This is a genomic window from Nocardia sp. NPDC058640 (assembly GCF_042716995.1).
GTDB lineage: Bacteria > Actinomycetota > Actinomycetes > Mycobacteriales > Mycobacteriaceae > Nocardia.
The window spans coordinates 16,860-34,126 of the sequence record NZ_JBHXRG010000035.1; the positions used below are offsets into that span (position 1 = coordinate 16,860).

Here is a 17,267-nt window from a genome sequence, read left to right on the forward strand (position 1 = left end):
AATGGTTCACCCAGTGGGGGAGGGCAATTCCTTTGTCCGACATCGCGTGGGTGGCTGAGCTCAGCCTGAACGAGCAGGTCGATCGGTCTGCTCGCGTGCTTCGATGAGGACCGCGGCGGCGAGGGCCAGTAGCCAGATCGACATGGTGCCTACTTGGATGCGTTGGGCTATGCCTAGGGCGTAGGAGCCGGGGAGGTTGTCGGCGATCATCATCCAGAGGGTGGCGGCGGTGCCGAGGATGAGTACGGCTACGCCGAATTCGCGCAGGATTCGCCAGCGGTGGTAGCGGTAGGCGGCGGCGCTGAAGGCGAAGGTGGCTACCGCTATCGAGGTGACGGCCAGGGTGCTGGTCAGGGCGTGGGGTTGGTGGAGTTGGGGGAACAGGCCGCTGTCGCCGCCGCAGGTGGGGTCGCCGGGGGCGCAGTCTTTGAGGGGGAGCAGGGTGTCGGCGATCGTGGACGCGCCGAAGCAGATCAGGGCGATCCAGCCGATCGTGGTCAGGCGGCGGCGTGGGAAGACGAACAGTGCGCCGAGGGCGGCGGGGATCAGGAGGAAGCCGACCACTTTGTCGGCGGTGGCGAACACCTCGCGGTAGGGCTTGCCTTCGGCATCGAGTTCGCTGAGGAATTGGTTGACCGGGTCGGAGTCGATGGGGAGCACGAATTCCAGCAGCCAGGACGAATAGCACAGGCCCGCGAGTGCGATCGCGAGCGCGATCAGCATCGAGTAGCGGCGGGTGTGCCGGGCGGATTCGGTCACATCGACCATTGTGCGCGCCCGATCCCGACCCACCGGATCAGGCGCGTCGACAGCGCGGACGTGGTTTCATCAGGTTGCTGTCAGGTTCACCGGGCAGGGTGGGTGGTAACCAACGGAGAGGTCCTCGATGAGCTACGTGATCGCGCTGGCAAGCTTCGCAACGATCCTGGCGTTGACGGTGTCCGGCTTCGTCGCGGCGGAAGCGTCGCGGGTACGAGTGCGGGTCCGCGCCGAACGCGCACCGCACAGTCGCTGAGTATCACAAGGTCAACCAGGTAATCGCGCCCGCACGAGTGACCCGATCCGCTCGGCCGCCGCGTGCGGATCTTCGTGCTCCCATACCCGAACGACCAGCCAACCGGCCTCGGTCAACGCGGTGTCAGTAGCCCGGTCGCGGGCCACGTTCCCGGCCAATTTGTCGGCCCACCATTGCGCGTTGTTCTTGGGATCGGTCGCGTGTTCGGGACATCGATGCCAGAAACAGCCGTCGACATACACCGCGATCCGCAGGCGAGGAAACACCACGTCAGCCCGTCGACGCTGGCCCTTGATGGGCGCGCGATCGACGAAATAACGCAGGCCCGCACGGTGTAATTCCCGGCGTAAGGCCAGTTCGGGCGCGGTATTTGCCCGTCGCTGCTGGGACATGCGCGCGCTCGTCGCCGCGTCGGTCGTCGGCTTTCGCGCACCCGATGACGTCGCAAGTGAGGAGCTCTCGCCGGCCAGGGGCGAACCAGAGTCGGGCGGAGGCGAACCAGAGTCGGGCGGAGGCGGAGCAGAGTGGGCCGGGGGCGAACCAGAGTCGGCCGGGGTCGGAGCAGAGTGGGCCGGAGGCGGAGCAGAGTCGGCCGGGGTCGGAGCAGAGGTCGAGCCCTGCGCGGGAGTTCGGCCGGGTGATTCCCGGTCGTCGGCCCGCCGGGCGCTCATGCCGCCCAGCCGCCCATGCGGTCGAGGTGATCTCGGACGTCGTCGAGGAAACCCGGTGGAAAGCGAAGGTTTCCCATCGAGGTGCGGCGGAGGAAGCCGGCGGTGGCTCGGGGGGAGAGTAGGCGCGGGTCGGTGAGGAAGTTCTCGAGGTCTTCGTAGGGTTCGTGGACCGGCCAGGTCGACAGCGGCACGCGGTGGATGACGCCCGCGTGGCCCCATGCGGCGCTGGGCCAGGGTTGGCCGGGGTCCATGGGCTCGCCGAGTGTCAGAGGATCGGAGGGGGCGGCCAGGCGTTCGCCGACCCAGTTCGCCATGCGGACGCTCACCGCGTTGCCGACCAGTTTCCAGCGATGGCCGTGGCGCACGCCCGGTACGTCCAGGGCGGGGGCGGTCCAGTCGATGTCGAAGCCCTGTAATCGTTCGCCGTCGGTGATACCGGGTGTCACGATCTCGCCCGCGGGCAGTCGGACAGCGGGCGGGCTGGCGATGCCGAGACCGGAACCACCCTTGAGGGTTGGCACCGCGTTCACCGCCCAGCCCAGGCCGCGCACACCTTCGGTCCAGTAGAAGCCGCACGGGTCGCAATCCGGGTCGCCGTAATCGCGCGGCCCCGCGTCGTCGCCGAACAGGACCTGGCGCGGATCTTCGGTGCGCGAGGCCAACATCAGCACGCGCTGACGTCGCTGCGGCAAGCCGAACGCGCGCCCGTCCACGACCCGGTACGCCCACATGTACCCGAGGTCCTCGAGCGCTTCGGTGATGTGGCGCATGGCCGCACCGCGACCCAGCTGCAGCATGAACGGCACGTTCTCGATCAACAACCACCGCGGCCCCCGCTGCCTGCGCACCAGCCGAAAGACCTCGTCCACCAGCCCGGATCGCCGTCCGGTGATGCCAGCGGTGCGGCCTGCTTGCGAAAGGTCCTGGCAGGGAAAGCCCGCCGCGACGAGCTCGGTCCCGGCGGGCAGCGAGCGTAGGCGGGTGATGTCGCCGTGCAGGTCGGTGTCGGGGAAGCGCGCCGCGAGTACCCCCTGCGCGCCGGGGTCGATCTCGCACAGCAACTCCGAGGACCAACCGTGCCTGCTCAGGCCGAGTTCGAGCCCGCCGATCCCGGCGAACAACCCGACCATCCTCGACAACGAGACTCCTGTGTTGGTTGGAGCGCCACTCGCGCCTGCGTCGCATTGTATCGGGGCGGCCGATCGCCCCGAACGGCCGCGAACGAGCTGGAAAATTCGGTGGCCGGGGGTGGGCGTGCTCTGGGACTGTAGAAGGACCGAACTTGTCGGACCCTGGTGCGAACATCATCTTGGGTCCGTTCCGGAAATCAACCAGCCAGCCGGGCATCAAGGGGGAGTTTTGTCTGTCACATCGGAGTTGGCGGCCGCCGAATCGGAGGCCGACAGAACTCAGCGGCGTGTGCCGCGGTCGGGTGGGGGAATGCGGCCGCTGTGGCGATTTCTGCCGTTCCTGCGGCCGTTTCGGGTGCCGTTGATCGCGGCGAACCTGTTGGCGATCGTCACCGCGAGCACGGCGATCGCGATTCCGTTGGTGATCGCGCGGGTGATCGACGGGCCGATCGCGCGCCGCGATTTCGCGGGTCTGTTGGTGCCGGTGGGGTTGGTTTTCCTGCTCGGATCGCTGGAATCGTTCGGGATGTGGGGCAGGCGTTGGCTGGTGTCCAAGCCCGCGGTGACCTTCGAAACCACCATGCGCGCAAAGCTGTTCGCGAAACTGCAAGCCCTGTCGATCGGACGGCATGACGGCTGGCAGTCGGGTCAGCTGCTGTCGCGCGCCATCGACGATCTGGTGGTGATGGGTCAGTTCGTCGCGTTCGTCGGCCCGTTCCTGATCGTGAACAGCGTGATCATGCCGACCGGTCTCATCGTATTGTTCGCGATGAATTGGCAAGTGGGACTGATCTTCACGGTCACCTCACTGCCGCTCACGCTGTTCTGCGCGCGGTTCGTGCGCCGGTTCGAGACCGCGTCGCGGCGTTCCCAAGACCAGTCCGGCGACCTCGCCACCATCGCGCAGGAATCGGCCCAGGGCGTGCGTGTACTCAAGGCACTGGGTCGTGGACGGTTCTTCGGTGCGCGATTCACCGCACTGTCGCGCGAACTGCAACGCACCGAGATGGTGAAAGTCCGCTTGGACGCCACGCTGTGGGCGGCGTTGGTGACCTTGCCGACCATCTCGATCGCGTTGTCGCTGGGTGTGGGCGGTTACGCGGTGGTGCAGGGGTCGATGACTATGGGCACCCTGGTCGCCAGTATCGCGCTGGCTACGTTTCTGCAGTGGCCGATCATCTGGCTGGGTTTCCTGCTCGCGGAACTGTTCGAGGCGCGCACCGCCGCGGATCGGTTCTGGGAAATCATCGACACGCCACTGGACATCACCGACCCGCCGAAGCCGGCCGTTCTGCCCGCCGCGCTGCGCGGAGAACTAGTTATCGACGGTGTCCGCTTCGCCTACCCGGTTACCGGCGATGGGCAGGAAAAGGCTGTACTGGAAGGGGTTTCGCTGCGGATCAGGCCGGGCGAGACAGTTGCGCTCGTCGGTGCGACGGGAAGCGGCAAGACCGCGCTGCTCGAGCTGATCCCTCGGCTGCACGATGTGACCGACGGCAGCATCACCATCGACGGGATCGACATCGCCACCCTGCGATTAGCCGAGCTGCGCCGGGTGGTGACGGTGGCTTTCGAAGAGCCGGTGCTGTTTTCGGCCAGCGTGCGCGAGAACGTGGCATTGGGCGACCCGCACGCCACCGATGACGACGTGCGGCAAGCACTCGATATCGCCCAGGCGAGCGAATTCGTCGACGCGTTGCCGTGGGGTCTGGACACTCGGATCGGCGAGCAGGGGATGAGTCTGTCCGGCGGGCAACGCCAGCGGCTGGCGCTGGCGCGGGCTGTGCTCACCGGCGACACCGAAGCCACCGGCCGCATCATGGTCCTCGACGATCCGCTCTCGGCATTGGACGTGGAAACCGAAGAGCGAGTGCAGGAACGGCTGCGTTCGGTGCTGTCCGGCGCCACCACGCTGTTGGTCGCGCATCGCCCGTCCACCGCGGCACTGGCCGATCGGGTCGCGCTGCTGGTCGACGGACGGATCGTCGCCGAAGGACCACACGAGAAGTTGTTGCGCACCAGCAGTCATTACCGCGAACTGATGGGAGGGCAAGCGTGAGCACCGTGACATCGGAACCCGCTGTGCCGCAACCGGATGCGGACATGGAAGCCGACTGGCGTGGCATCGCGAAGGAAGACGACACCGTCACCGGCACCGGAAACCTGGTGCTGGCCGCGCGTTCTCGCCGACTGCTGCTGGATCTGGTGCGGCCCTACCGCAAGCAGGCGATCTTCACATTCCTGCTGATCCTGCTCGACAACGCCGCGAAAGTATCGCTTCCGCTGTTCATCGCCTACGGGCTCGATCGTGGGATCAGCCAAGGCCGCCAAGGCAATTGGACCCCGATGATCACCACGGTCGGCGGTTTCGTCGCGGTGACACTGCTGTCGGGGGTCACAACGTTCGTGTTCCTGCGGGCTTCGGGATCGCTGAGTCAGCGGGTGCTGTTCGACCTGCGGGTGCGGGCGTTCCAGCACACCCAGCGGTTGAGTGTGTCGTTCCACGAGAACTACACCTCGGGCAAGGTCGTCACCCGACTCACCAGCGATATCGACTCCCTGCACAAGCTGCTCGAGGGTGCGCTGAATCAGGCGTTGAGCGCGGTGATCTCGGTGGTGACCATCGCGGCGCTGCTGATCTGGCTCGACCCGCTGCTCGCCGCGATCGTGCTGCTGGGGTTCGTGCCGCTGGTGTTGGTCACCCGGTGGGCGCAGCGGCGTCAACGGGCCGGCTACCGACGATCGCGCGGCGCGATCGCGCGGGTGGTCGTGCAGTTCGTCGAATCGATGAGCGGTATGCGCGCGGTGCAGGCGTTTCGTCGCGAACAGCGCAACTCCGACGTGCTCGATGCCGAGGACGCCGAGTACCGGCGGGCGGTCATCACCGCGATCCGTGGGATGGGCGACTACGTCGGGCTGACGAACTTCGTCGGCAAGGCCACCACCGTGGTCGTGCTGCTGGTCGGCGCCTGGCAGGTGATGGAGGGCAACCTCGCGATCGGTGTGCTGGCCGCGTACCTGCTGTACCTCGACCAGTTCTACGGACCGCTCGACGAACTCGCGCAGGTGTTCAACTCCTACCAATCCGCCGCGGCGGCGCTGGAGAAGATCTCCGGTGTGCTCGAGGAAGAACCGGCCGTCGCCGAACCCGAGCACCCGGTCGAGCTCGAACGTGCGACCGGCGCGGTGCGCATGAACAAGGTCTGGTTCGGCTACAACGACACCGAGGTGCTGCCCGAATTCGACCTGGCGATTCCGGCCGGGCAGGTGGTGGCGCTGGTCGGGGCCACCGGTGCGGGCAAGTCGACGTTGGCGAAACTGCTCACCCGGTTCTACGACCCCAGCGGCGGCGTCATCACGCTCGACGGCGTCGACCTGCGCGAACTGGCCGACACCGAGTTACGCAGGCACGTGGTGATGGTCACGCAGGAGGCCTACCTGTTCTCGGGCACCATCGCCGACAACATCCGCCTTGGCAGGCCCGACGCGACCGACGCCGAAGTCACCGCGGCCGCGCGGGCGGTCGGGTTGGACGCGTTCGTGCGCGGGCTGCCCGACGGGTACGACACCGACGTGCGAACCCGCGGCGGCAGACTCTCGGCGGGGCAGCGGCAGTTGGTGGCGTTCGCGCGGGTGTTCCTGGCCGATCCGGCGGTGATCGTGCTCGACGAGGCCACTTCCAGCCTGGATATCCCCGGTGAGCGGCTGGTTCAGCACGCGCTCGAGACCCTGTTACGCGACCGCACGGCCGTGATCATCGCGCACCGACTGTCGACGGTGGCCATTGCCGACCGGGTGCTGGTGCTGCACGGCGGCCGGATCGTCGAAGACGGTTCGCCCGCCGAGTTGATCGCCGGCCAGGGACGCTTCGCCGGATTGCACGCGGCGTGGCGGGATTCGCTGGTGTGAAGCGCCCGTGTTGTGTAGCGCCGGGGCCGGTGTCGCTTACCGTAGAGAGGTGACGACCCCAGCCCCGGGCCCGGCCGACGGCCCCACCGAGATCAAACCGCCGTCGCGGTGGCCTTCGGTGCTCACCTGGCGTGCCCACGACAACACCCGCATGGAATCGGTGCGCGTGACGCTGAACGGCAATCGGATCAGGGCAGCCGGGCGATTGATCGGCAGCGCCGGCGACGAACACCCGGCGTTCAGCGCGTCGTACGACCTGGTCACCGATGAAGCGGGCGCCACGCGGAGGCTGTCGCTGCGCACCACCACCGCGGCCGGTGAACGTCACGCCTCGATTTCGCGCGACGACGAGAACTACTGGCTCGTGGATGCGGGCGGCACCCACGTGCGCTCCACTTTCGGCGGCGCGCTCGATGTCGACGTGGTGCTGAGCCCGTTCTTCAACACGCTGCCGATTCGCCGGTTCAGCCTGCAGAACGCCGTCGGCGACGTGCAGGTCCCGGTCGTTTACGTGCGGCTGCCCGACCTGCTGGTGCAGGAAGCCGAGCTGACCTATTCGAGCGCGGCCGACGGGATCAACGTCCTGTCGCCGGTGTCGAGCGCGACGCTGAAAGTCGATCCGGAAGGTTTCGTCCTGGACTACCCGGGGTTGGCCGAGCGCGTCTGATCTCGAAGCTGATCGCGCACAAGGTGATACGGCCACGCTGCACAATCGGCCGAATGTTGGCGTCGCGCTCATCTCGCGTCGCGGCCGACCGCAGGCGGGTTCAGATCGCGCGCAGCACTCCACCGTCGCGACCCGCGCGTTGCAGTTCGCCCAGCCAATCGTCCGACCCTGGGATAACACCCGTGATATCCCAGCTCGCACGCTCGTCGTAAGCGGTGCGCCCGCGATAACCCGTCTCGACAAGGCCGCGCAGCGACCCCTGCGCACGCAGGCATTCCCGCGCAGTGACCAGTGTCTCGATCGCCTCGTCGAGCACCCGCCCCAACGCGGTCGCATTCGGTTCGCAAATAGCCCGCACGAGGTCGGGCGCAGTACCGGCCACACGGGTCCCATCCCGGAAAGATCCAGCCGCCAGACCGAGCGCCAACTTCCCACCGGCGGCCCCCGACGCGGCCAACGTTTCCGCCAACACATGCGGCAGATGCGAGATCCGAGCGACCGCCTGATCATGCTCGGACGCAACCACCGGAACCACCACGGACCCACAATCCAAAGCCAGCCGCACCACCCGCGACCACGGTTCCACCCGCGTGCCCTCGTCTACCCCGACAGCCCATACAGCACCGCGAAACAGCATGGAATCCGTTGCAGCCCAACCAGATTCGGACGTCCCTGCCATCGGATGCCCACCCACATACAACCCCTCGAGCCCATGCTCACGCACCGCGTCCAACACCGGCCCCTTCACACTCACCACATCGGTCAGCGCACACCCGGACGCATGCGCGGCGATCTCGCCCAGCACGAAATCCACCGCAGGCATCGGCACCGCGATCACCACCAACGCGTCCACCTCCGCGGCCCGGCGCAGCACCTCGACCAGGTCCCCCGACACGTCGAATCCGTCCGCCCGCGCCGCGACCACCCCCGATTCCGACCGGTTGTACCCGAACGCCGCATATCCTGCCCCCACGGCCGCGCGCAGCAGCGAACCACCGATCAGGCCGGTTCCCAGGACGCAGACAGCCCCACGCTGGTCGATTTTCATGCGAACAGATTGGCACACGAGTTCATCATTAGGGGTCGGACAGACTACCGTTTGGTTCATGGCAGCACAGCGCTCGGGCACGAACAGGGCGACGTCGGATGACGACTTCGACGTCGAAGGGTTCGCAGTGGCCGTGGTCCGCGAAGAAGGCACGTGGCGGGTCAGCCCGCTGAGCAACGATGCCTTGCACGACCTCTCCGCCGCCGAGACCGAACTGAAGAGTTTGCGCAGCTCAGGCGCGGTATTCGGGATGATCGACGTCGACGATGAGTTCTTCGTGGTGTTGCGTCCCGCGCCCAGCGGCACCCGTCTGCTGGTTTCCGACGCCACCGCCGCGATCGACTACGACCTGGCCGCCGATGTTCTCGACGCGCTCAATGTCGAGATCCCCGATATCGACCCCGACGACCTCGACGATGTCGAACCGTGGGAAGAGGGCGACCTCGGCGTGCTGGCCGATCTAGGCCTGCCCGAACCGGTCCTGAGCGTGATCATCGCCGAGACCGATCTCTACCCCGACGAGCAGCTCGGCATGATCGCCCAGCGCCTCGGTTTCGCCGACGAATTCGCCGCGGCCCTGGACAAATTGCCCAGGTGACCGACGAAGACATGATGCGCGCCGCTCTAGCGGCCGCAGCCGACGCCGACCCGCGCGATGTGCCGGTCGGCGCCGTCGTCTTCGACGCCCACGGCCGCGAACTGGCCCGCGCCACCAACGCCAGAGAGGCACTGGGCGACCCCACCGCCCACGCCGAGGTCCTGGCCCTGCGCAAAGCGGCCGCGGTCCACGGCGACGGCTGGCGCCTGGAAGACGCGACCCTGGCCGTCACCCTCGAACCGTGCACCATGTGCGCGGGCGCGTTGGTCCTGGCCCGCGTCGGCAAGGTCGTGTTCGGCGCCTGGGAACCCAAAACCGGCGCCGTCGGCTCCCTGTGGGACGTGGTGCGCGACCGCCGCCTCAACCACCGCCCCCAGGTCCGCGGCGGCATCCTCGAACAAGACTGCGTCACCCTGCTCGACACCTTCTTCAAAAACCAGCGCTGACCAGCCGATTTAACAATCCCCGACCCATTCCGGTACCGTAGTCGGCGGTGGCGTGTCCGAGCGGCCTAAGGAGCACGCCTCGAAAGCGTGTGAGGGGTAACCCCCCTCCGAGGGTTCAAATCCCTCCGCCACCGCCAAGAGCCCCTCACCTGTTCACGCAGGTGAGGGGCTTTTTCTTGTCTGAAAGGTGCGGCGGTAGGCCGACGGGGAGGTGCGGACCGCCTTCGCGAAATGGTGGCGGAAGGTGACCGGGGTGGCGAAGCCGGCGGCGGTGGCTATTTCCTCGATGGGGGCGTCGGTGGTTTCCAGCATTGCCAGGGCGGCCTGGATGCGTTGGGCGGTGAGCCATTTACTGGGGGTGGAGCCGGTTTCGCGGGTGAAGTGGCGCAGGTAAGTGCGGGGGGACAGGCCTGCCACGCGAGCCAGGTCCGGTATGCCTAGGGGATCGGCGAGATGTTCCAGGGCCCAGGAGAGGCTGCGGGCGATGGGGGCGTCGAGGGGTTCGGGGGGCAGCGGCGACTCGATGTATTGGGCTTGGCCGCCGGTGCGGTGGGGTTGGATGACCAGGCGGCGGGCGACGGCGTTGGCCACGGCCGCGCCCAGGTCGGTGCGGACCAGGTGCAGGGCCAGGTCGAGGCCCGCGGCGCAGCCTGCGCTGGTGAGGATGTCGCCTTCGTCGGTGTAGAGGGGTTCTGGGTCGACCTCGACCAGGGGGTAGCGCTGACGCAGCAGGTCGGCGTAGCGCCAGTGGGTGGTGGCTCGGCGGCCGTCGAGCAGGCCTGCGGCGGCCAGGGCGAAGGCGCCCGAACAGATCGACACGATCCGGGATCCGTTGCTGTGCGCCAGGTTCAACGCATCGATCAATTCCGGTGAGGTCTGTGCGCGGGGGTCGGCGACGCTGGGGACCACGACCGTGTCGGCCGCGGCGAACTCCGCCAGGCCGTAGGGGCTGGTCAGGGTCGCGCCGCCGATCACGCGGATGGGGTCGGGGGTTTCCGTGCAGATCTTCAGGTCGTACCAGGGCTGGTCGATATCGGACCAGGTCAGGCCGAACACCTCGACGACGATGCCGGTTTCGAACGCCGTCATCCCGTCATAGGCCAGCACGGATACGGAACTCATGTCTAAATCTTAGCGGTAGTCGTCATATGCGCCACTTCTCCCGGTGGCGCGGAAGTCGGACCATAGAGCTATGTTGAAGCGACTGAAGGACTTTGCCATCGGGATCCACGCCGCGAACGCGATCAGGCACGGCATCCGCCCACCCACCGCCGCTCGCCGCGAGACACCGTGCGCGGGTGCGCGGAGAACTCGGTAGCGATCTGTCGTCGGGTATTCACCTCGTCCGACCTGCGGTGTCGGTCTCGCGTAATAGACTGGGTTACACCGAATCCGGGAAGGAACGATGTTTATGCGCGGGCGACAGCCGCCACCCGCGAAGTCCGGGATCGGGCTCGGGGGAAAGCTTGTGGTGCTTTTGGTGTTGGGCTGGGTTGCGGTGGGGCTGCTTGCTGCTGGCCAGCGGCATCATTTCGCTCAGTTGCCGCGGGAGTGTTCGGACTGGGCGACGATCGCGGTCACCGCTGCGGCGGGGCCTGCGAACTATGTCGGGTTGAATCCGCGCGTGACGGAATGCCAAGTGCCGCAACCGAGTCAATAGCCGGGGAACCTGGGCTCCCCGGCCATCGGAACTCAGCCTTGCGGTGGGGCGATCGCTCGTCGTTCGGCCTGGATCTCCAACAACCGGGTGCCCTCGACGTCGATATCGGGCACGATGCGGTCCAGCCACTTCGGCATCCACCATGCCCATTTGCCCAGCAGCACAAGCAAAGCCGGGATGAGCACCATGCGGACCACGAACGCGTCCAGGGCCACGCCCGCTGCCAGCGCGAAGCCCATGGATTTGGCGGTGGGGTCGGATTCGAGCAGGAACGAACCGAACACCGAGATCATGATGATCGCCGCCGAGGTCACCACGCGCGCGCCGTGGTGGTAGCCCTTGATCACCGCCTGGGTGGGGTCGGCGCCGTGCACGTATTCCTCGCGCATGCGGGTCACCAGGAACACCTGGTAGTCCATCGCCAGACCGAAGACCAAGCCGATCAGCATGATCGGTAGGAAGCTGACCAGCGGGTGTGGGTCTTCGATCAGCCCGAGCTTGCCCTCCTGAAAGATCAGCACGGTCGCGCCGAACGTGGCCGCCATCGACAGCAGGAAGCCGAGTGCGGCGGTGAGCGGGACGAGGATCGACCGGAATACCAGGATGAGCAGGATGAATGCCGCGCCCGCCACGATCGCCATGTACGGCACGATCTTGCTCAGCAGCACATGGTCGATATCGGCGTAGATCGCGGTGGTGCCGGTGATGCCGTACGTCATCTTGTACTGCTCGTTCAGCGAGGATTCCGCGTCGCGCGCGGACTGCACCAGATCCTTGGTCGACTGGGCGTTGGGACCGGTCTTGGGTATGCCGTTGATCAGCGCGCCCGCCCCGTCCTTGCTCATCTGGGGTTCGGTGACCAGGTCCATGTCGGGGTACGACTGCAGCTTTTCGCGTAGGGCGGTCAGTGCCGCGGGGCGTTGATCGGCGGGCGTGTCGCTGAGGTCGACGGCCACCTGCAGCACGCCGTTGCTGCCCTCGCCGAAGCCCTGTGTGCGCAGGTCATAGGCCTTGCGGACGGTGGTGGTCTTGGGCAGGCTGTCCTCGCCGGGCAGGCCGAGGTTCAGGTTCAGCGCGGGCGCGGCGAGCAGGCCGAGCACCAGGATGGCCAGCAGCATCGTGATCGCCGGGAACTTGGCGATCACCCGAGCCACGCGGGTGCCGTTGGTGACGACGTTGTCGTCCTCGGGATCCTGCTGGGCGATCAGCGGCAGCTTCGGCTTGAACAGGTACTTGCCGAACGCGCCGAGCAGCGCGGGCATCAGGGTGATGGCGGTGAGCACGGCGAACGCGGCCGCGATCGCGCCACCCAAGCCCATGAAGGTCAGGAACCTGACCCCGACGATGCTGAGCCCGACCAGCGCGATGATCACCGTGAGCCCGGCGAACACCACCGCCGAACCCGCCGTGCCCAGCGCGGTTCCGGCCGCTTCCTCGGGTGAATCCTGGACGTGCAGTTCGTGTTTGTACCTCGACACGATGAACAGCGCGTAGTCGATCGACAGTGCGATGCCGATCATCGAGGCCAGGAACGTGGTGAAACTGGGCACCGAGACGAACGAGGTGGACAGGAAGATCAGCGACGTCGCCGCACCCAGACCCACGATCGCGGTGATGATCGGCACGAACGCGGCAACGATCGCGCCGAACGCCACGATCATCACCACCAGCGCCACGCCCATGCCGATCAATTCGGCCTTGCCGCTGGGCATTTCCTGTTCCATGGCGATGGTGCCGCTGATCTCGACGGTCAGTCCGGCCGCGCGCGCGGAATCGCCTGCCTTGTAGGCGGCTTCGCGTTCGTCGGCGGTGATGTCGGCGAATTCCTTGATCGTGAACGGGACGCTGAAGAACGCGACGGTGTCGGGCGCGGTCTTGTTCAGCACGTTCAGGGGTGCGGCGCTGCAGGTGGAGGGGTCGGGTTGTGCTGTGAGACAGCCCATTTCCTCGGTGGCGGCGATCGGGTCCTCGATGGGTTTCGCGTGGTCGACGATGTCGAGTTGGCCGAGTCGGTCGATCAACCCTTTCAACGCCTCGCGGTTGGCCGGGTCGGTGAGCTTCTGCCCGGCGGGGGCGCCCACGACATACGTGCCGGTCACCGCGTCGAAGGCGAACGCCTCCGACATGCCGGGGAAGTGCTTGTCCAGGATGTCGGTGGCGCGTTCGGAGGGCAGGTTCGGCATGCTGAAGTCGTCGGTCATCGGCTTTTGCAACGAGGAGCCCAACCCCGCCAGCACCATGAACAGCAGCAACCAGACAGGCAGCACGATCCATTTGCGGCGGAACGCGAGCTTGCCCCACCGGTACAGGTAGATGGACACGGTTGTTCTCCTCGAGGATCGGTGCGCAGCGCGGATCTTCCGGTCGAACTAACCCTTGAGTCTGCTGCCCAGCAACCCCGATATCAAGCACCGGAACAGCACGAACACCGAAAACGAGACGACCCCGCAATCCGGTAGCGGACTGCGGGGTCGTCTCTGGAGGAAATCAGCTGACCGGAACCGGCTGCTTCTCCATCGTCACGGTCTTCTCGGCGCGCAACTGCTCGAGCTTGGCGCCCTCGACGTCGATATCGGGCACGATGCGGTCCAGCCACTTCGGCATCCACCACGACCACTTGCCCATGATCACCAGCAGCGCGGGCACGATCACCATGCGCACGATGAACGCGTCGATCGCCACACCGGCGGCCAGCGCGAAACCGAACGACTTCGCGGTGACGTCGGTTTCCATGATGAAGGAACCGAACACCGAGATCATGATGATCGCCGCGGAGGTGACCACGCGGGCACCGTGGTGGTAGCCCGCGACCATCGCGTCCTTGGGCGACTTACCGTGCACGAATTCCTCGCGCATGCGGGTCACTAGGAACACCTGGTAGTCCATCGCCAGACCGAATACCAAGCCGATCAACATGATCGGCAGGAAGCTGACCAGCGGTTGCGGATCGGAGATCAGGCCGAACGCGCCCTCCTGGAAGATCAGCACGGTCGCACCGAAGGTGGCCGCCATCGAGAGCAGGAAGCCGAGGGCCGCGGTGAGCGGGACCAGGATCGAGCGGAACACCAGGATCAGCAGGATGAACGCGGCACCGGCCACGATCGCCAGGTACGGCACGATCTTGCTGAGCAGCACATGGTCGACATCGGCGTAGATGGCGGTGGTGCCCGTGATGCCGTACGCCATGCCGTACTTCGCGTTCAGATCGGCTTCCGCGCCACGTGCCTCGGCGACCAGATCCTTGGTGTCCTGGTTGTTGGGACCGGACTTCGGCACGCCGTTGAGCATGGCGCCCTGCTTGTCCTCGCTCCACATCGGCTCGGTGACGTAATCCATGCCCTCGTAGGACTCGAGCTTGGCGCGCAGTGCGCCCACTGCGGCTTCGCGCTCAGCCTCGGGTGTCGCGCTCAGGTCCGCGGCGACCATGAGCACGCCGTTGCTGCCCTCGCCGAAGCCTTCGGTGCGCAGGTCGTAGGCCTTACGGATGGTGGAGGTCTTCGGCATGCTGTCGTCACCGGGCAGGCCCAGGTTCAGACCGGCGGCGGGTGCGGCCAGCGCACCGAGCACGACCACCGACAGGATCAGCGCGACCCACGGTGCCTTGGCGATCAGCTTGGCGAACCGCTGACCGTTGGTGACGGACGTGTCGTCGTCGGGATCGTGCTGCGCGACCAGCGGCAGCTTCGGCTTGAACAGGTACTTGCCGAACGCGCCCATCAGCGCGGGCATCAGCGTGACCGCGGTGAGCACCGCGAACGCCGCCGCGATGGCGCCACCCAGACCCATGAAGGTCAGGAACTCCACGCCGACGATGCCGAGAGCACCCAGCGCGATGATGACGGTGAGACCGGCGAACACCACGGCCGAACCGGCGGTGCCGAGGGCGGTACCGGCGGCTTCCTCGGCCGAATCACGCACGGACAGTTCGTGTTTGTACCGGGACACGATGAACAGCGCGTAGTCGATCGACAGCGCGATACCGATCATCGAGGCCAGGAAGGTGGTGAAGCTGGGCACCTCCATCACTGACGTGCCGAGCATGATCACCGAGGTCGCGGCACCGAGGCCCACGATGGCGGTGACGATCGGGACGACCGCGGCGACCAGCGCGCCGAAGGCCACGACCATCACGATCAGCGCGACACCCATGCCGATCATCTCGGACTTGCCGCTTGGCTGTTCCTGCTTCATCGCGATCGAACCGCTGAGCTCGACGGTCAGGCCTGCCTCGCGGGCCTGCGCGCCGACGTCGAACGCGGCGTCACGCTGGGCATCGGTCACGTCGGTGATGGTGGCGATGGTGAACGGGACGCTGAGCACGCCGACGGTGTCGGGTGCGGTCTGGCTCAACACGTTCAGCGGCGCGGACGAGCACTTCGACGGGTCCGGGTTGCTCAGGCAGCCCATCTTGTCGGTGAGTTCGACCGGGCTGACCGGCTTCTCGGCGTGATCGACGATGTCGAGCTCGTTGAGCTTCGCGATGAACGCGTCGATCGCGGCACGGTTGGCCGGGTCGGTGAGCTTCTGTCCCTCCGGCGCGCCCAGCACGTAGGTGCCGGTGACGGCGTCCATCGAGAACTGCTTGGACATGCCTTCGAAGTGCTTGTCGAGGATCTCGTTGGCGCGGGCCGACGGTAGCTCGGGCATGGAGAAGTCGTTGGACATCGGCTTGGCCAGCGTGAAGCCGAGTCCGCTCAGGATCACGAACAGCAACAGCCAGACCGGCAAGACGATCCATTTACGGCGGAAAGCGAACTTTCCCCATCTGTACAGGTATACGGACACGCGGGTGCTCCTAGCGCGAAGAACGGGTGGGATAGGGCTCGTAGACAGCACTTGCGGGCCGCCCCTGCCGGACCCGCCTCCACTACATCGTTTTCTGCCTACCGTGCGGTAGGTAGACTACCGAGGAAGGAAGTGGAGGAGCAACCTCAATTTTTGGGGCTGCTTATGTACAACGCACATTCATGGGAGGATTGCCGCCATGCCCGCCCGAGACATCGCCGATACCGTCACCGCAGGTGGCGGCACCAAACAGGCGATTCGTGACGCCGCCGTCGCGCTGTTCTCCGCCAAAGGTTTCGAGCAGACGAGCCTGCGCGAGGTCGCGGATGTGGTGGGAATCACGAAGGCATCGCTGTACTACCACTACGCCTCGAAGCTGGATCTGCTGCTGGCGATCATCGATCCGATCATCGATCACATGCGCGAGATCGTCGAGGACATCGACGCCGTCCCGTACGACGATGAGGGGATCCGCGCGGTCCTTCGCACCTATCTGCGCGGCATGATCCGCCACCGCGACGCCGGTGCGCTGTGTGTGCGCGATACCGCCGCGGTGGTCAACGCCATCGCCGATCGCTATCCCGATCTGATGGAACCCACCCGTGAGCTGCGGTTATGGCTGGCCGGGCCCGAACCGACCACGGCGTCGATGCTGCGCGCGGCCGCGGCCATCGAGGTGCTCGGCGTGGCACTGCTGTCCTCGGAGCTGACGCCCGACGCCACCGACGAGGTGGTCGAGAAGACCCTGCTCGACGCGGCTACCTGTGTCCTGACCGCGTGCGGGACCGCGTAAGTTCGACCTGTGCATATCACCGCCAGGGTCGATTACGCGGTGCGAACGCTGCTCGAACTCGCCGCGGCCGATGGAGTCGTCAAGTCCGAGGCCATCGCCGCCGCCGCACAGATCCCCCCGAAAGTGCTCGAGACCGTGCTGGCCGAACTGCGCCGCGCGGACCTCGTGCTGAGCAGGCGTGGGCCTGACGGCGGGTATCGGCTGGGTCGGCCCGCGGCGGAGATCTCGGTGGCCGATGTGATCCGCGCGGTGGAATCGCCGCTGGCGTCGGTGCGCGGGCAGCGGCCGGAGGATGTGCGATATCCCGGTGCGGCGGAACCGTTGCAGCAGGTGTGGATCGCGCTGCGAGTAAATATTCGCGCGGTGCTGGAGAACGTTTCGATTGCCGATATCGCCGCCGACGCACTGCCGGGTTTCATCGGAGAATTGGTCGCTGACCCCGGCGCATGGGTGCGTCGCGAACCCCGTACACCTGCGGGTGCCTGAGTTATCCACAGGCGCGAAGTTATCCACAGGGTGGGCAAAAGTGCGCGGCGTCGGTGACC

The 17,267-nt window shown here is 66.5% G+C and carries 15 protein-coding genes and 1 tRNA gene; 9 read left to right on the forward strand and 7 right to left on the reverse strand.

Annotated elements, in window-relative coordinates; genetic code table 11:
* Nucleotides 1-60: 60 nt before the first annotated feature.
* The gene (locus ACFWU5_RS25500) at nt 61-759 is read right to left on the reverse strand and encodes a DUF998 domain-containing protein (protein WP_379269280.1); all 699 of its coding nucleotides are present in this window, start codon (nt 757-759) and stop codon (nt 61-63) included.
* 127 nt (nt 760-886) lie between these two features.
* Here ACFWU5_RS25500 and ACFWU5_RS25505 point away from each other — a divergent pair, with 127 nt between their 5' ends.
* Nucleotides 887-1,015, forward strand: coding sequence for a hypothetical protein (locus ACFWU5_RS25505; protein WP_379269282.1), 129 nt, complete (start codon nt 887-889; stop codon nt 1,013-1,015).
* A gap of 11 nt (nt 1,016-1,026) precedes the next feature.
* On the opposite strand, the gene ACFWU5_RS25510 is transcribed toward ACFWU5_RS25505, so the two are convergent.
* On the reverse strand, nt 1,027-1,485 hold the full coding sequence (locus ACFWU5_RS25510; protein WP_379269311.1) for a very short patch repair endonuclease: 459 nt from the start codon (nt 1,483-1,485) through the stop codon (nt 1,027-1,029).
* Nucleotides 1,486-1,682: 197 nt separating this feature from the next.
* On the reverse strand, nt 1,683-2,816 hold the full coding sequence (locus tag ACFWU5_RS25515) for a DNA cytosine methyltransferase (protein WP_379269313.1): 1,134 nt from the start codon (nt 2,814-2,816) through the stop codon (nt 1,683-1,685).
* Nucleotides 2,817-3,126: 310 nt separating this feature from the next.
* Here ACFWU5_RS25515 and ACFWU5_RS25520 point away from each other — a divergent pair, with 310 nt between their 5' ends.
* Genes ACFWU5_RS25520 through ACFWU5_RS25530 form a run of 3 tightly spaced genes read left to right on the forward strand, consistent with a single transcriptional unit; the run spans nt 3,127 to nt 7,392 of the window.
* Complete coding sequence (locus ACFWU5_RS25520) at nt 3,127-4,875, forward strand: ABC transporter ATP-binding protein (protein WP_379269315.1); 1,749 nt, start codon at nt 3,127-3,129, stop codon at nt 4,873-4,875.
* 44 nt (nt 4,876-4,919) lie between these two features.
* The gene (locus ACFWU5_RS25525; RefSeq protein WP_379269316.1) at nt 4,920-6,725 is read left to right on the forward strand and encodes an ABC transporter ATP-binding protein; all 1,806 of its coding nucleotides are present in this window, start codon (nt 4,920-4,922) and stop codon (nt 6,723-6,725) included.
* Nucleotides 6,726-6,774: 49 nt separating this feature from the next.
* Nucleotides 6,775-7,392, forward strand: a complete 618-nt coding sequence (locus tag ACFWU5_RS25530; protein ID WP_379246293.1) for a putative glycolipid-binding domain-containing protein — start codon at nt 6,775-6,777, stop codon at nt 7,390-7,392.
* Nucleotides 7,393-7,492: 100 nt separating this feature from the next.
* Here ACFWU5_RS25530 and ACFWU5_RS25535 read toward each other — a convergent pair whose 3' ends face one another.
* Entirely contained in the window at nt 7,493-8,440 is a 948-nt protein-coding gene (locus tag ACFWU5_RS25535; RefSeq protein ID WP_379269283.1) for a prephenate dehydrogenase, read from the reverse strand.
* Nucleotides 8,441-8,498: 58 nt separating this feature from the next.
* On the opposite strand from ACFWU5_RS25535, the gene ACFWU5_RS25540 reads away from it, so the two are divergent.
* The 3 genes from ACFWU5_RS25540 to ACFWU5_RS25550 all read left to right on the forward strand — a co-directional run bounded on the left by ACFWU5_RS25540 (nt 8,499) and on the right by ACFWU5_RS25550 (nt 9,621).
* Nucleotides 8,499-9,038: a tRNA adenosine deaminase-associated protein gene (locus tag ACFWU5_RS25540; RefSeq protein WP_379269285.1), complete on the forward strand. Its 540-nt coding sequence runs from the start codon at nt 8,499-8,501 to the stop codon at nt 9,036-9,038.
* An 11-nt stretch (nt 9,039-9,049) separates the two neighbouring features.
* A complete protein-coding gene (locus tag ACFWU5_RS25545; protein WP_379269318.1) occupies nt 9,050-9,484 on the forward strand; it encodes a nucleoside deaminase in 435 nt (144 codons plus the stop codon).
* A 46-nt stretch (nt 9,485-9,530) separates the two neighbouring features.
* Nucleotides 9,531-9,621 (forward strand) — tRNA-Ser (locus ACFWU5_RS25550).
* Nucleotides 9,622-9,637: 16 nt separating this feature from the next.
* On the opposite strand, the gene ACFWU5_RS25555 is transcribed toward ACFWU5_RS25550, so the two are convergent.
* The 3 genes from ACFWU5_RS25555 to ACFWU5_RS25565 form a co-directional block, all read right to left on the reverse strand.
* On the reverse strand, nt 9,638-10,606 hold the full coding sequence (locus ACFWU5_RS25555) for a GlxA family transcriptional regulator (protein WP_379269286.1): 969 nt from the start codon (nt 10,604-10,606) through the stop codon (nt 9,638-9,640).
* 570 nt (nt 10,607-11,176) lie between these two features.
* Nucleotides 11,177-13,465, reverse strand: a complete 2,289-nt coding sequence (locus ACFWU5_RS25560; RefSeq protein WP_379269288.1) for an MMPL family transporter — start codon at nt 13,463-13,465, stop codon at nt 11,177-11,179.
* Between the two features lie 166 nt (nt 13,466-13,631).
* The gene (locus tag ACFWU5_RS25565) at nt 13,632-15,929 is read right to left on the reverse strand and encodes an MMPL family transporter (protein WP_379269290.1); all 2,298 of its coding nucleotides are present in this window, start codon (nt 15,927-15,929) and stop codon (nt 13,632-13,634) included.
* A 199-nt stretch (nt 15,930-16,128) separates the two neighbouring features.
* On the opposite strand from ACFWU5_RS25565, the gene ACFWU5_RS25570 reads away from it, so the two are divergent.
* Nucleotides 16,129-16,722: a TetR/AcrR family transcriptional regulator gene (locus ACFWU5_RS25570; protein WP_379246307.1), complete on the forward strand. Its 594-nt coding sequence runs from the start codon at nt 16,129-16,131 to the stop codon at nt 16,720-16,722.
* A gap of 9 nt (nt 16,723-16,731) precedes the next feature.
* Entirely contained in the window at nt 16,732-17,208 is a 477-nt protein-coding gene (locus tag ACFWU5_RS25575) for an RrF2 family transcriptional regulator (protein WP_379246309.1), read from the forward strand.
* Nucleotides 17,209-17,267: the final 59 nt, after the last annotated feature.

What these genes read in the sequence shown, in the direction of transcription:
- ACFWU5_RS25505 (WP_379269282.1), top strand. Translation starts at nt 887, where the DNA reads ATGAGCTACGTGATCGCGCTGGCAAGCTTCGCAACGATCCTGGCGTTG.
- ACFWU5_RS25515 (WP_379269313.1), bottom strand. Translation starts at nt 2,816, where the DNA reads ATGGTCGGGTTGTTCGCCGGGATCGGCGGGCTCGAACTCGGCCTGAGC.
- ACFWU5_RS25520 (WP_379269315.1), top strand. Translation starts at nt 3,127, where the DNA reads ATGCGGCCGCTGTGGCGATTTCTGCCGTTCCTGCGGCCGTTTCGGGTG.
- ACFWU5_RS25525 (WP_379269316.1), top strand. Translation starts at nt 4,920, where the DNA reads ATGGAAGCCGACTGGCGTGGCATCGCGAAGGAAGACGACACCGTCACC.
- ACFWU5_RS25535 (WP_379269283.1), bottom strand. Translation starts at nt 8,440, where the DNA reads ATGAAAATCGACCAGCGTGGGGCTGTCTGCGTCCTGGGAACCGGCCTG.
- ACFWU5_RS25540 (WP_379269285.1), top strand. Translation starts at nt 8,499, where the DNA reads ATGGCAGCACAGCGCTCGGGCACGAACAGGGCGACGTCGGATGACGAC.
- ACFWU5_RS25545 (WP_379269318.1), top strand. Translation starts at nt 9,050, where the DNA reads ATGATGCGCGCCGCTCTAGCGGCCGCAGCCGACGCCGACCCGCGCGAT.
- ACFWU5_RS25555 (WP_379269286.1), bottom strand. Translation starts at nt 10,606, where the DNA reads ATGAGTTCCGTATCCGTGCTGGCCTATGACGGGATGACGGCGTTCGAA.
- ACFWU5_RS25570 (WP_379246307.1), top strand. Translation starts at nt 16,129, where the DNA reads ATGCCCGCCCGAGACATCGCCGATACCGTCACCGCAGGTGGCGGCACC.